Origin of the sequence: Phenylobacterium sp. (genome assembly GCF_036821595.1) — a bacterium.
In the GTDB taxonomy this organism is placed as follows: domain Bacteria; phylum Pseudomonadota; class Alphaproteobacteria; order Caulobacterales; family Caulobacteraceae; genus Phenylobacterium.
In genome coordinates this window covers 1-13,462 of record NZ_DAISJG010000023.1, presented here as the reverse complement: position 1 = coordinate 13,462, position 13,462 = coordinate 1, and the positions used below count along the sequence as shown (strand labels likewise).

Here is a 13,462-nt window from a genome sequence, read left to right as displayed (position 1 = left end):
CTCAGGCTTCGCGGACCCGCAGGCAGGTCCCGCTGACGCCCACGACCTCGACCCGCGCGCCGGCCTTGAGCCGCTCGCCCTCGTCGAGTTCGGCCGGCCATTCCTTGCCGTCGATGAACACCCGGCCCGAGCGGTTCTCGAAGGCGGCCACGGCCTCGCCGCGATGCCCCACCAGCCGGCCGATGTTGTCGTTGATGTCCTGGCCCGCGCCGATCACCGAGCGCGGCAGGTAGCGCCGCGCCGCCAGCGTCGAGACGATGGTCAGCGCCGCGTAGAGCAGCAGGGCGGCCGGAAGCGACAGGCCGGCGAGCGCCGCCAGCCCGACCAACCCGGCGGCGGCCGAAGCCCAGAGAAGCCACCCGGAGCCGGTGAGGATCTCGATGGCGAGCAGGGCCGCGCCGAGGGCCGCCCAGGCCCAGAACGGATGCTCCAGATAGAGGTCCAGCAGCCCGTCCATGATCAGGCTCCGGTCGGCGGGACGGCCGAGCCGCGGGCCGGCCGCGGACGCTGCGGCGGCGCGACCGGACCGTCGGCCTGCACCGCCTTCACGAGTTCGCCGATGCCGCCGATGGAGCCCACCAGGGCGCTCATCTCGGCCGGGACGATGACCGTCTTCTGCTGCGGGCTCTCGGCCAGCTTGGCGAAGGCCTCCACGTACCTCTGGGCCACGAAGTAGTTGATGGCGTTCACGTCACCGCGGGCGATGGCGTTGGACACCATCTCGGTCGCCTTGGCCTCCGCCTCCGCCTCGCGTTCGCGGGCCTCGGCGTCGCGGAAGGCGGCCTCTCGCCGGCCCTCGGCCTCGAGGATGGCCGCCTGTTTGGCCCCCTCCGCGCGGGCGATGGCGGCCGACTTCTCGCCGTCGGCCTCGGTGATCACCGCGCGGCGCTCCCGCTCGGCCTTCATCTGCCGCGCCATGGCGTTGGTGATGTCCGGCGGCGGCTGCAGGTCCTTGATCTCGATCCGCGCCACCTTGACCCCCCATGGGCCCGTGGCGGCGTCGATGACGTTGAGCAACCGCGAGTTGATCGCGTCCCGCTGGAACAGCACCTCGTCCAGCTCCATGGACCCGACCACCGTACGCAGGTTGGTCATCGCCAGCTGGGTGATCGCGTAGGTCAGGTTGTCCACCCGATAGGCGGCGGCCGCCGCGTCCATCACCTGGATGAAGACGATGCCGTCCACCTGGACCACGGCGTTGTCCTTGGTGATCACCTCCTGGCGCGGCACGTCCAGCACCTGCTCCATCATGTTCACCCTGCGCCCGACGGTCTCGACGAACGGGGTCAGGAAGCTGATGCCGGGCGCCAGGGTGCGGGTGTAGCGGCCGAACCGCTCCACCGTGTATTCGCGCCCCTGCGGCACGATCTTGATCGCGCTGACCGCGACGATCACGGCGAGCGCGAGGAAGACGAGCGCGACAGCGAGTTCCATGGCATCCCTCCCGAAAGACCGGGACAGATTATCGACGGTCAGAGCTGCACGATATGGGAATCGGAAATCGGCCGCGCGGGTCAGCCCCGCGTCGCGCACGCCTTCAAGACCTTGTCGGCCAGGGCGTGGCGGCCTTCATCGACCAGGATGGCCCGCGCCTCGTCGCAGCGGCCGGCCGCCAGAAGGGGGTCGACGCGCCTCTTCAGCGCCTGCCAGTCGCGCCTGCGCTCGGTGGCGGCGAAGCTCATCTGTGGAGGAGCCCCGGCCCTCAGGGACGGGCAGCCGACCGGCTGTCCCACCCGGCAGCCGGCCGGATCGCGATCGGGCGCAGCCGGCTGGCCGGTGGCGAACCCCGGCGCCGCCAGGAGGCTCAGGCCGACGAGAGCAACGAGTACGCGCATCGAACAGACCTCCATTGACGGATCGGGCCTATTTGCTTCGGCAGGCCCGCCGGATCTGGGCGGCGAGATCATGCAGGCCCTCATTGGTCGCGATCTTGCGGGCGCCGGCGCAGTCGCCCTGGGCCAGGGCGGCGTCGATCTGTTCGCGGGTGCTGTCCCACTTGCGACGGTCGTCGCCGCCGACGGAGGAGCCCTTGCGCTCGCTGACGTAGCTCTCCAGCTGGCCGCGGCCCGGCCGCAGCTTGTCGGCCTCGAGCCGATCGCGGGCGGACGGCGTGGCGGCTTCAGCCGCCGGCGCCGCCGGCGCCGCCGGGGGATCCTGCGCAAAGGCAGGAGCCGACAGGAGGGCCGCACCGAGGGCCAGGACAACAGAACGCATCGCCAGAACTCCGCGGCGGGAAGATTTTCCGGGAAGCTAGCCCAATCCCGCCTCGGCAACCAGAGCACACGCCGCCGCGCCACGCTCGCGCCCAGGCCCCGGGTCTGGTAGCGGACCACCATGCTCAGGAACCTGTCCCTGCCCGTGCTGCTGGCCGCGCTGGCGCTTCCCGGCCCCGCGCCTGCCCAGGCGCCGAAGGCGGCGCCCGCCAAGTCGCCGCCCGCCAAGGCCGCGTCTGCCGCCGCGGCCGGTCCTTTCAACGCCCAGGACCCCGCGGCCCTGGCGAGTCTGCTGAACGCCGCCGGCGCCCAGGCGAATGTCGGCAAGCGCGACGGCGACGCCGTGCTGGTCAGCGTGACCTCGCCCGCCGCCGACTTCACCGTCCAGTTCGTCGGCTGCGACACGCAGGGCCGGGCCTGCAAGGCCGCGCTGTTCGACTTCGCGGCCAAGTCGTCGTCCCCGACGCTGGCCCACCTCAACGGCTTCAACCAGAGCTCGGCGCTGTGCCGCGGCTACCAGGCGCGTGGCGGCGTGGCCCACGTGGTCTATTCGGCCCTGCTGTTCCGCGGCGACACCCGCCAGGAGATGACCACCCACGTCGACGCCTGGCGCGGCTGCCTCGGCGACTTCGCCGCCTTCCTGAAGGATCCGCCCGGCTACCTGGCCGAGGCCCCCTAGGCCGGGACCTTCGAACGCTCGCGCAGCGCCGAGACCCGGTCGATGGCGGCCTCCGCCTCGGCCATGATCCGCTTCACGATCTCGCCGGCCGGCAGCACCTCGCGCACCCCGCCCGCCGACTGGCCCATGGCGAAGCAGGACTTCTCCGGGTCGAGCCCCTCGATCTGGCCGCCGATGCCGCCCATGACGCCGGCGTTGTGCGAGATCATCGCCTGCATCGGGAACGGCTGGATGTCCTGCGGCCGCTTCTCCCAGTCCTCGACGTAGGGGTTCTTCTTCACCCGCATCGGCTTGCCGGAGTAGCTGCGGGTGCGGATGGTGTCCTCGTCCGAGGCCTCGAGGATGGTTTCGCGGTAGAGCTCGCCGGCGTGCGCCTCTCTCGAGGCGATGAACCGGGTGCCCATCCAGACGCCGACCGCGCCCAGGCTGAGCGCCGCGGCCAGGCCGCGGCCATCGTAGAGGCCGCCGGCCGCCACCACCGGGACCTTCACCGCCTCCACGGCCTGGGCGACAAGCGGCATGGTGCCGACGAGGCCCGTGTGCCCGCCGCCCTCGCCGCCCTGGCAGATCACCGCGTCGCAGCCGGCCTGCTCGGCCTTCACCGCGTGCTTCACCGCCCCGCAGACCACCATGACCTTCAGGCCGGCCTTCTTCAGCTTCTCCATGATCGGCATGGGCACGCCGAGGCCCGCCACGAAGGACGAGGCGCCCTCCTCGATGATCACGTCCACGGAGGCCGTCAGGCTCTCGGGGCTCGCCGCCAGCAGGTCGACGCCGAACGGCTTGTCGGTGAGCGTCTTCACCAGCCGCATCTGGTCGCGGATGAAGTCGGGGCCGCGCCCGGCCATGCCGAGCACGCCGTAGCCGCCGGCGTTGGAGACCGCCGCCACGAGCTCGGCGTAGGAGACCCCGCCCATGCCGGCCAGCATGATCGGGTGCTGCACGGCCAGCAGGTCGCAGAGCTTCGTGTGCAGGGTCATCGCCATCCTCCCGGTGTGTCGTTGCCGGAGAGGATGGCGCCGTAGGTTATCGTTGGAAACCGTGACCCGAGGGCAGGCGGCTCAGAAGATCGTATAGCCGCCGTCGATCACGAAGCTGTCGCCGGTGTGGAAGCGCGAGGCGTCCGACGCCAGGTAGACGGCGATGCCCGAGAAGTCCGCCCCGTCGCCCCAGCGGCGCATCGGCACGCGCTTCAGGATCACCTGCTCGTTGAACTTGTCGTTGTCCTGGGCGCCGGCGGTCATGTCGGTGGCGATCCAGCCCGGCAGGATCGAATTGGCCCGGATGCCGTAGCGCGCATATTCGACGGCCAGGCCGCGGACCATGGAGAGCACCGCCCCCTTGGTCGACGCATAGGCCTCGTTGCGCGGCGCCCCGTGGATCGCCGAGGTCGAGGAGGTCACCGCCAGCGACCCGCCGGGATCGCCGGCCCGCGCCCGCTCCACCATGTGCCTGGCCGCCTCGCGGAAGGTCCAGAACACCGCGTCCAGGTTGACGGTCGTGACCCGGCGCCAGCGCTCCGTGGTCATCTCCTCGAACGGCCCGCCGCCGCCGATGCCCGCGTTGGCGACGCAGAAGTCGAGCCGGCCGAAGGTCTTCAGGACCTCGGCGACGCCGGCCACCACGGCCGCCTCGTCGGCCACGTCCACCTTCTGCACGAGGACGTCCACGCCATGGGCCTTCAGCGTCGCCTCGGCGCGGGCGTTCTTCTCCGGGTTCTGGCCCCAGATCGCCACCTTGGACCCGGCCGCGGCCAGGCCCTCGGCCATGCCGAGCCCGATGCCGCCGTTGCCGCCGGTGACCAGGGCCACCTTGCCCGTCAGGTCGAAGGGATTGAACGCCATGGCCTCCCGCTCCTCTTTTCAAACAGTCGTTGGAACAGGAAAGGCCCCGGTTACCCCACGGTCGTCAAGCCGCCGTCCAGCCGCCGTCGACCGTCAGCGCCGCCCCCGTGGTGCCCGCGCCCATGTCGGAGACCAGGTAGAGCAGCAGGCCCGCGAGCTGGCCGTATTCGATGAAGCTCTTGTTCGGCTGAGCGGCGAGGATCACGTCCTCCACCACCCGGTCGACGGCGATCCCCCGCGCCCTGGCCTGGTCGGCGATCTGGGCCTCGACCAGCGGCGTCTTCACATAGCCCGGGCATATGGCGTTCACGGTGATCCCCTGGCGGGCCACCTCCAGCGCGCAGGACTTGGTGAAGCCGACGATCCCGTGCTTGGCCGCCACATAGGCCGACTTGAACGGCGAGGCCACGAGCCCGTGCGCCGAGGCCAGGTTGACGATCCGGCCCCGCCCGGCCGCCTTCATCACCGGCAGGGCCGCGCGCGTGGCGTGGAAGGCGCTGGTCAGGTTGATGGCGATGATCGCATCCCACTTCTCGGGCGGGAACTCGTCGACCGGGGCGACGTGCTGGATGCCGGCGTTGTTGACCAGGATGTCCAGCCGCCCGAGCTCGCGCCAGGCCGTGTCGACCAGGTCGGAGATCTCGGCCGGCTTGGTCATGTCGGCGCCGTGGTAGATCACCTTCACGCCGGTCTCGGCCTCGATCCGGCGGCGGTCGGTCTCGATCTGCGCCGGGTCGCCGAAGCCGTTCAGCACCACATTGACGCCCTGCCCCGCCAGGGCCTCGGCCATGGCCTGGCCGATGCCGCTGGTGGAGCCGGTGACCACCGCCACCTGGCCGTCGAGGTTGTAGGGCGCGGGCATCAGTCGGCCTCCTTGCGGGTCTGGGCGGGCGGCGGCGGCTGCGGCCGGGAGAAGGTGTACTCGGTCTCGCTGGAGAGTCCGGCGTCGAACCGGTAGCCGGCGGCGTCGAAGGCCTTCAGGCCGTCGCGCCTGTCTATCCGGTTGTCGATCGCCCAGCGGGCGAGCATCCCCCGGGCGCGCTTGGCGTAGAAGGAAATGATCCGGGCCTCGCCGTCCTTCTCCTCCAGGAAGCGGCAGGAGAGCACCGGCAGCTTCAGGACCGCGCGGTCCACGGCGCCGAAGTACTCGCCGCTGGCGCAGTTCACGAGGGTCTTGTCCTTGTGGCCCATGGCGTCGGCGTTCAGCGCCTCGGCGATCTTCCCGCCCCAGAAGTCGTAGAGGCTCTGGCCGCGCCTGGTCTTCAGCCGCGTCCCCATCTCCAGCCGGTAGGGCTGGATGGCGTCCAGCGGCCGCAGCACGCCGTAGAGCCCCGAGAGGATCCGGACATGCTCCTGCGCCCAGGCGAGCCCCTTCCTGTCGAGGGTGCGCGCCTGCAGGCCCGCATAGACGTCGCCGTTGAAGGCGAAGGCCGCCTGCAGCCCCTCTTCCGACGCCGGATCGAAGGCCTGGAACCGATCGCGGTTCAGCTTGGCCAGGTTGTCGGACAGGCTCATCAGCCGCTTCAGGTCCGCGGCGCGCAGCTTCTTGGTCACCTTGGAGAGCTCGGCCGTCTCGCCCCCGAGCTGCGGCGTCGTCAGGGGCGCAGAGACCGGCGGCGCGTCGAAGTTCAGCGCCTTGGCCGGAGAAAGCACGATGAGCATCGCCGCCTCATAGGCTTGACCGCGGCGAGCGCCAACCCCCGCTCCGCGTTTAGAACAGGACCCGCGGGTTCATGATGCGCCTGGGGTCGAGCGCCTGGCGGATCGCCCGCATGGCGGCCACCTCGACGGGGCTCTTGTAGCGCAGGGCCTCGGCGGTCTTCATCGCCCCCAGGCCGTGCTCGGCGCTGATCGAGCCGCCGAGCTTCGCCACGATGTCGTGGACGATCCGGCTGCCCGCGTCGCGCTTGGCGGCGTGCTCGGCGTCGGAGCCGCCATCGGGCCGCAGCACGTCGTAGTGGATGTTGCCGTCGCCGGCGTGGCCGAAGGCGGCGATTCGGCAGCCCGGCGCGAAGGCCTGCATGGCGGCGGTGGCCTCGGCCAGGAAGGCGGCGACCTGGCTGACCGGCACCGCGACGTCGTGCTTCCAGGTGGCGCCCTCGGGCTTCTGGGCCGGCGACTGGTTCTCGCGGATCGCCCACAGCGCCTTCGCCTGGACGTCCGACTGGGCGACCACGGCGTCACGGACGAGGCCGTCCTCCACGCCCCCCGTCAGGAACCGCTCCATGGCGGCCTCCGCCGAGCCAGGCTCGCCCGAGGCGAACTCGGCCAGCACGTACCAGGGATGCGGCCCCGCCAGCGGATCGCGCGTGCCGGCTATGTTCCTGAGCGCGAAGTCGATGCCGATGCGGGCCATCAGCTCGAAGGCTTCCACCGCCCCCCCGGTCTCCTCCCGGGCCCGCGCCAGCAGGCGGATGGCGTCCTCGGGCGAGCCCACGCCCAGCATGGCCACGGCCCGGCTGGCCATCACCGGATGCAGCTTCAGCGCCGCGGCGGTGACCACGCCCAGCGTGCCCTCCGCGCCGATCAGCAGCTGCTTGAGGTCGTAGCCGGTGTTGTCCTTGCGCAGGCGCTTCAGCCCGTTCCAGATCTCCCCGGTCGGCAGGACAGCTTCCAGCCCCAGCACCAGGTTGCGGGCCATGCCGTAGCGCAGCACCTGGGTGCCGCCGGCGTTGGTGGAGACGAAGCCGCCCACCGTCGCCGAGCCCTCGGACGCCAGCCCAAGCGGGAAGCGCCGGTTGGCCCCGGCCGCCGCCTCGTGCACGGCGGCCAGCGTCACCCCCGCCTCGGCCACCAGCACGTCGTCGAAGGCGTCGAGGTCGCGGATGGCCCGCAGCCGCTCGGTGGAGAGCAGCACCTCGCCCTGCGGGATCTGGCCGCCGACCAGCCCCGTGTTGCCGCCCTGGGTGGTGATCGGCACGCCCGCCTCGAAGCAGATGCCCACCACGGCGGCGACGTCCCCGGTGGTCCGCGGCAGCGCCAGGAACGGCGTCGTCCCGACCCAGCGGTCGCGCCATTCCACCAGCTTCGGCGCAATGCGCTCGGGGTCCTGGCTCCAGCCGCCCTCCCCCAGGACGGCCTTCAGGCGCGAGAGCACGTCAGCGGGAACGGGGGCGGTCATGGCGCGAAGATAGCCGCTTGCGCCTAGCCGACAAAACCCGCCGCCCGGCGCAGGCGGTCGTTGATGGCCTCGCCGAGCCCGGTTTTGGGAATTGGCGCGACGGCGATGGCGGCCGGACGGGTGCGGTCGGCGGCGCGCAGGTAGGCGAAGAGGTTGGCGGCGGCCTCCGCGAGGTCGCCCGCCGGGCTGAGGTTCCACGGCCCCGCGCCGTCCGGCCCGAAGGAGAGCCAGGCCTCGCCCGGCCGCGGCGCGGCCGCCTCCAGCCGCACGGGGGCGTTCGGGGCGTAGTGGCGGGCGAGCCGGCCCGGCGAGCGCTTCGCATCCGCCTCGGCTTCCGACAGCGGGCCGACCACGGCCTCGATTTCGGCGCGGGTGACGGCGCCGGGCCGCAGCAGCCGCGGCGTATCCAAGAGGGCGACCACGGTCGATTCCAGCCCCACCCGGCAGGGACCGCCGTCGAGGGCCGCGGCCGCGGCCGCGCCGGTCTCCTCCACCGCGTCCCCGAAGGTCGTCGGGCTCGGTCGGCCGGAACGGTTGGCCGAGGGCGCCACCAGGGGGCCGCCGAAGGCCTCCAGCAGGCCGTGCGCCACGGGATGGGCCGGCGCGCGGACCGCGACCGTGTCCAGGCCCGCGCGGGCGAGGTCGCAGACCGCGTCGGTGTCGGCGGCCGGCAGCACGAGCGTCAGCGGCCCCGGCCAGAACCGCTCGGCCAGCGCCACGGCGCGGTCGTCGAAACGGGCGATCCGGCGCGCCGTGGCGAGGTCCGCCACATGGGCGATCAGGGGATTGAAGCTCGGCCGGCCCTTGGCCTCGTAGACCCTGGCCACGGCGCGCGCATCGGCGGCGTCGGCGGCCAGGCCGTAGACCGTCTCGGTGGGCATCAGAACGAGGCCACCGGCCCGCAGCGCGGCCGCCGCCTCGGCTACCCGCGCGTCGCCTTCAGGTCCACGCTCACCGTCACCGCGGCCGGTATCTGGTCGGTCTCCGCCCACTCGCCCTGTCCCACCCCGAACGCCGTCCGGTCGAGGGTGGTTACACCGTGCGCCTCGGCCTTGTCGCCCTCCACGTCGAGAGTGAACGGCAGGTCCAGGGGCCGCACCACGCCGCGCAGCTCCAGCGTCCCCCGGGCGACGTACCGGTTCCCACCCAGCGGTTCGAAGCCGGTGGCGCGGAACACCGCCTCCGGATGGCGGGCCACGTCCAGCCAGTCGGGCGAGGGCAGGACCTGGTCGCGCTGCGCGTCGCCCGTGACCGCGGAGGAGAGGTCGATGACCGCCGTGACGCCGGAACGCTCCAGGTCGTCCGGCCCGTAGAGCAGTCCCGCGCGCCAACGGATGAACCGCCCCTCGATCGGTCGTCCGCCCCAGCTGGTCGTGAACCGGATCTCCGAGCCCGGCGCCACGCGCCAGCGGGCGAGGCCGGCCGCCGCAGGCCCCTCGGTCGAGGCGGATCCGCGCGGTCCCTGCGCCTCAAGAGGGTCGGCGGCGGGGCCCGATTTCGTCGGCGGCGACATCCCCGGATGCGGCGGGTCGAGCACCCGCCCGAACGCCGCCACCGCCAGGAAGGCGGCCAGGATGATCAGGATCCGCGGCTCCAGCCACCGCCCGGCCCGGGCGCCCGGCGCCATGCGCGCCAGCACCGGCTCGTCGCGGCTGAACAGCTGGTGCTTGAGCGCGCCGGCCACGTGCAGGCCGACCAGGACGTAGGTCGCCTTGGCGAGCGCCTTGTGGGCGAACTCGGCGGTCCCGTGCCAGGCCTCCTTCGCCGCCGGCTCCAGGCCGGCGAGGCCCAGGACGTTGGGCCAGGGGACGAGGCCGTAGAGGATGGTCGGCAGGCCGAACCTGCTCGCCGAGACCATCACCCAGCCGGTCAGCGGCAGGCCGATCATCACCGCGTACAGCAGGACGTGGGTCACGCCGGCCAGCGCCTTCTCCGGCCGGCCCAGGGTGTCCGGCAGCGGCGCCGGCGGGTGCATGAGCCGCCAGGCGAGCCGGAACAGGCTGAGCAGGAGGACCGTGATCCCCACCGACTTGTGGAGCTGGGTGACCTCGAACCGCTCCGGCGAGGGAGGCGCGTCCATGCGCCCGGCCAGCACCACCTGCAGAACGATCAGCGCCGCGATCGTCCAGTGCAGGACGATGGCGACCGTCGCGTAGCGGGCGCTGCCGACCGCCCTGGGCGCCTGTGCCTTGTCGCTCACGGGGAACCTCGGAACCGTCTGGGCCGGTCAGGACACCGGCAACCCGCCCCCGAGGTCAACCGCCTGCGGACTATTTCCGGCCGGAGCCGGGTTCGGCCATCCCGCGGTGCATCTCCGCGAGCGCGCTCTGCGGCGTCACCGCCGACATCGCCGCCTGCATCTTGTTCTTCCAGCCGGCCACGACGTCGCCCTCGCCCTTCAGCATGGCCGCCCAGCCGGTCCGCGCCACCATGGCCGGATCGTCCTTCTTGTCCGTCCCGACCTTGGTGTCCTCCAGGTCCGCGCGCTCGAAGAAGTCGGTGTCGGTGGGGCCGGGCATCAGGCAGGTCACCGTCACGCCGGTGTCCTTCAGCTCGTTGCGCAAGGCGAAGGAGAAGCTGTCCACGAAGGCCTTGGTTCCGTTGTAGACCGCCTGGAAGGCGCCGGGCATCAGGCCCGCGATGGAGCCCGTGAACAGGATCCGGCCCCGGCCGCGCTCGACCATGGCCGGCGCGAGCCTCTGCACGAGGTAGATCGTGCCGGTGACATTGGTGTCGATCACGTGCCGCCAGTCCTCCACCGGCTGCTCCAGGAAGGCGTGGCCCAGGCCGTGCCCGGCGTTGGCCAGCAGGGCGTCCACCGGCCGGCCGGCCACCAGCCCCACCAGGCGGTCGACGCCGTCGAGGGTGGCGAGGTCGACCTGCAGGTGCTCGACGCGCGCGCCCAGGGCCTGGAAGGCCTGCGCCGCCTCCACGATCTCCGGCCGGTCGGCGGCGATGATCAGGTCGTAGCCGTCCTGGGCGGCGAGCCGGCCGAGGTCGTAGCCGATCCCGGACGAGGCGCCGGTTATCACGGCGAGCGGACGAAGGTCTTCTGACATGGCGCAATCCCTCTTTGGCCGGCGGCCCGTCGCCGCCGTCGCGTCAGCCCGCTAAGCCCCGACCCCCGCACGGGTTCCTACGGTCGACCTTTGACCGGACGGTTCATTGGCCTAAACAGCGGCGGCAGTTCGGAGCCCTGTTCCCATGACCTTCCGCGCGCCCGTCCGCGACCTCGCCTTCGCCCTCTCCACCGTCGGCCACGACGCCCTGGTCCAGCGCGCCTTTCCCGACCTGGACGCGGACACCATCGCGGCGGTGCTGGAGGCGGCCGGCGGCTTCACCACCGAGGTCCTCGCCCCGCTGAACCGCCGGGGCGACCTGGAGGGCGCGAAGTTCGAGAACGGCGTGGTCCGCGCCGCGCCCGGCTTCGGCGAGGCCTACCGCCAGTTCGCCGAGCAGGGCTGGAACTCGCTGGCGGCCGACCCGGAATTCGGCGGCCAGGGCCTGCCGAAGGCCATGGAGCTCGCCGTCTTCGAGATGGTGCACGCGGCCAACATGTCCTTCGGCCTCTGCCCGATGCTGACCCAGGCCGCCGTCGAGGCGCTGACCCTGCACGGCACGGAGAAGCAGAAGCGCCTCGTGCTGCCCAAGCTGGTCTCCGGCGAATGGACCGGCGCCATGGTGCTCACCGAGCCGCAGGCCGGCACCGACCTGGCCGCGCTCACGACCCGCGCTGAGCCCGATGGCGAGGGAGGCTACCGCCTCTACGGCCAGAAGATCTTCATCACCTGGGGCGACCACGACGCCACCGACAACATCTGCCACCTGGTGCTGGCCCGCCTGCCCGACGCCCCGCCGGGCGTGAAGGGCATCAGCCTGTTCCTGACCTCCAAATACCTGCTCGACGACGAGGGCCGGCCCGGCGCGCGCAACGACTTCCGGCCGGCGTCCATCGAGCACAAGCTGGGCATCCACGCCTCGCCCACCTGCGTCATGCTCTACGAGGGCGCCCAGGCCGAGCTGGTCGGCGAGCTCAACCAGGGCCTGGCCCACATGTTCGTCATGATGAACGCCGCCCGCCTGCAGGTCGGCGTGCAGGGCGTGGCGATCGCCGAGCGGGCCTTCCAGCAGGCCCTGGCCTTCGCCCAGGAGCGCCGCCAGGGTCGCGCCGCCTGGGCCGCGGACGGCGCCATCTGGGGCCACCCGGACGTCCGTCGCATGCTGATGCTTTCCAAGGCCAAGATCGAGGCCGCCCGCGGCATCTGCCTGACCACCGGCGTTCTGGCCGACCTCGCCAGGCTTGCCGAGAGCGAGCAGGAGCGCGCCGGCGCCAAGGCCCGCCAGGAACTGCTCACCCCGATCGCCAAGGCCTGGTCCACCGACGTCGGCGTCGAGGTCGCCTCCCTGGGCGTCCAGGTGCACGGCGGCATGGGCTTCATCGAGGAGACCGGCGCGGCCCAGCACTACCGCGACGCCCGCATCGCCCCGATCTACGAGGGCACCAACGGCATCCAGGCGCTCGACCTCGTCGGCCGCAAGGTTCCCATGGCCGGCGGCGCGGTGATGCGCGAGCTCTGCGCCGAGATGATGCTCACCGCCCAGACCCTGACGGACGGGGCCGAACTGGCCCCGGTGGGGCGCCGGCTCGCGGCCGGCGTCGCGGCGCTGGAGCGCGCGACCGACTGGGTCCTCGCCAACGGCGGCCCCGCCGCCCAGGCCGCGGCCACGCCCTACCTGAAGCTGGCCGGCGACGTGATCGGCGGCTGGATCCTTGGCCGGCAGGCGCTCGCCGCCTCCGGTTCCGCCGACCCGTGGCTGCAGGCCAGGCCCGCCCTGGCCCGCCTGTTCGCCGCACAGGTCCTCAGCGGCGCTCCGGGGCTCGCCGATAGCGTGTGCGAAGGGTCCGGCGATCTGGAAACGGTGCGACCGGAAGCCCTTGCCGGGTAGGTCCGGCCGCCACCGCGAGTTGAGCGACCGTCGTTCTCTTACGGTTTACCATTCCACCCTAAAGCCTCCCGGATCGAGGGGGCGAGATGGACGGACGGAGCCAGTCCACGCTGGTCGGCGCCGGAGGTGAGGCGTCGGTCGAACCGGGACAGAGCACCTACCAGCTGACGCTGGCGGGCCTCATCCTGCCCGTGCCCGCTCACCTCGCCTTCAACGCCGTGTCGGCCGCCTGCGTCATGATGCTGGGCCACCCGGTGGCCGCGGCGGTCCTTTTCGTCAGCGCCAGCGCCTTCGACGTCGTCCTCCAGCTCACCCTCCGCCGATGGCTGGCGGCCGGCGACGCCACGCCGCCGGGCCGCGGTTTCCGCCAGCTCGCCGCGCTCAGCGCCGTGCGCGTCTGCGTCTACCTCGCCCCGGTGCTGACGGTCGCCCTCAGCGGCGGCGCGGGCGAACTGATCTTCTTCGCGTTCCAGCTCTGCGGCCTGGTCGCCGTCGGACTGTCGGCCGGCGCCCTCTCGCGGCTGATCTTCTGGTCCTTCGTCGCCCCCGCGCTGCTCGCCGCGACGATGCTGGTCGTCTCGCTCCTGCCCGCGCCCGTGGCGGTCACGGCCATGCTCAGCCTGGCCAGCATGACCCTGATCCTGAACCTGATCTCCCG

The 13,462-nt window shown here is 72.3% G+C and carries 15 protein-coding genes; 3 read left to right on the top strand and 12 right to left on the bottom strand.

The features are described from left to right. Nucleotide 1 precedes the first annotated feature (1 nt). From V7Z97_RS12035 to V7Z97_RS12020, 4 genes are all read right to left on the bottom strand, one after another. Nucleotides 2–457 (bottom strand): NfeD family protein, encoded by a 456-nt coding sequence (locus tag V7Z97_RS12035; protein WP_334163667.1) that lies wholly within the window; start codon nt 455–457, stop codon nt 2–4. A gap of 2 nt (nt 458–459) precedes the next feature. Beyond that, the gene (locus V7Z97_RS12030; RefSeq protein ID WP_334163666.1) at nt 460–1,434 is read right to left on the bottom strand and encodes an SPFH domain-containing protein; all 975 of its coding nucleotides are present in this window, start codon (nt 1,432–1,434) and stop codon (nt 460–462) included. Between the two features lie 80 nt (nt 1,435–1,514). Further along, entirely contained in the window at nt 1,515–1,835 is a 321-nt protein-coding gene (locus V7Z97_RS12025) for a hypothetical protein (protein ID WP_334163665.1), read from the bottom strand. Nucleotides 1,836–1,863: 28 nt separating this feature from the next. Then, nucleotides 1,864–2,214, bottom strand: a complete 351-nt coding sequence (locus V7Z97_RS12020; RefSeq protein ID WP_334163664.1) for a hypothetical protein — start codon at nt 2,212–2,214, stop codon at nt 1,864–1,866. A 120-nt stretch (nt 2,215–2,334) separates the two neighbouring features. On the opposite strand from V7Z97_RS12020, the gene V7Z97_RS12015 reads away from it, so the two are divergent. Continuing rightward, nucleotides 2,335–2,892: a YbjN domain-containing protein gene (locus V7Z97_RS12015; protein WP_334163663.1), complete on the top strand. Its 558-nt coding sequence runs from the start codon at nt 2,335–2,337 to the stop codon at nt 2,890–2,892. On the opposite strand, the gene V7Z97_RS12010 is transcribed toward V7Z97_RS12015, so the two are convergent. The 8 genes from V7Z97_RS12010 to V7Z97_RS11975 form a co-directional block, all read right to left on the bottom strand. Further along, on the bottom strand, nt 2,889–3,872 hold the full coding sequence (locus V7Z97_RS12010; protein WP_334163662.1) for an NAD(P)H-dependent flavin oxidoreductase: 984 nt from the start codon (nt 3,870–3,872) through the stop codon (nt 2,889–2,891). The two genes, V7Z97_RS12015 and V7Z97_RS12010, sit on opposite strands and share 4 nt — an antisense overlap. An 81-nt stretch (nt 3,873–3,953) precedes the next feature. After that, nucleotides 3,954–4,736 (bottom strand): SDR family NAD(P)-dependent oxidoreductase, encoded by a 783-nt coding sequence (locus V7Z97_RS12005; RefSeq protein WP_334163661.1) that lies wholly within the window; start codon nt 4,734–4,736, stop codon nt 3,954–3,956. Between the two features lie 64 nt (nt 4,737–4,800). Then, nucleotides 4,801–5,598, bottom strand: coding sequence for a 3-hydroxybutyrate dehydrogenase (locus V7Z97_RS12000; protein ID WP_334163660.1), 798 nt, complete (start codon nt 5,596–5,598; stop codon nt 4,801–4,803). Further along, entirely contained in the window at nt 5,598–6,398 is an 801-nt protein-coding gene (gene yaaA, locus V7Z97_RS11995) for a peroxide stress protein YaaA (protein WP_334163659.1), read from the bottom strand. Before yaaA ends, V7Z97_RS12000 begins: the two co-directional genes overlap by 1 nt. A gap of 49 nt (nt 6,399–6,447) precedes the next feature. Beyond that, nucleotides 6,448–7,857 (bottom strand): FAD-binding oxidoreductase, encoded by a 1,410-nt coding sequence (locus V7Z97_RS11990; protein WP_334163658.1) that lies wholly within the window; start codon nt 7,855–7,857, stop codon nt 6,448–6,450. Between the two features lie 23 nt (nt 7,858–7,880). After that, nucleotides 7,881–8,849 (bottom strand): L-threonylcarbamoyladenylate synthase, encoded by a 969-nt coding sequence (locus V7Z97_RS11985; protein ID WP_442958032.1) that lies wholly within the window; start codon nt 8,847–8,849, stop codon nt 7,881–7,883. Further along, nucleotides 8,780–10,057, bottom strand: a complete 1,278-nt coding sequence (locus V7Z97_RS11980) for a cytochrome b/b6 domain-containing protein (RefSeq protein WP_334163657.1) — start codon at nt 10,055–10,057, stop codon at nt 8,780–8,782. Before V7Z97_RS11980 ends, V7Z97_RS11985 begins: the two co-directional genes overlap by 70 nt. A gap of 70 nt (nt 10,058–10,127) precedes the next feature. Next, nucleotides 10,128–10,916: an SDR family NAD(P)-dependent oxidoreductase gene (locus V7Z97_RS11975; protein WP_334163656.1), complete on the bottom strand. Its 789-nt coding sequence runs from the start codon at nt 10,914–10,916 to the stop codon at nt 10,128–10,130. Between the two features lie 145 nt (nt 10,917–11,061). On the opposite strand from V7Z97_RS11975, the gene V7Z97_RS11970 reads away from it, so the two are divergent. Continuing rightward, nucleotides 11,062–12,804 (top strand): acyl-CoA dehydrogenase, encoded by a 1,743-nt coding sequence (locus V7Z97_RS11970; RefSeq protein WP_334163655.1) that lies wholly within the window; start codon nt 11,062–11,064, stop codon nt 12,802–12,804. Nucleotides 12,805–12,890: 86 nt separating this feature from the next. Beyond that, a partial coding sequence (locus tag V7Z97_RS11965) for a hypothetical protein (protein WP_334163654.1) occupies nt 12,891–13,462 on the top strand: 572 nt, incomplete at its 3' end.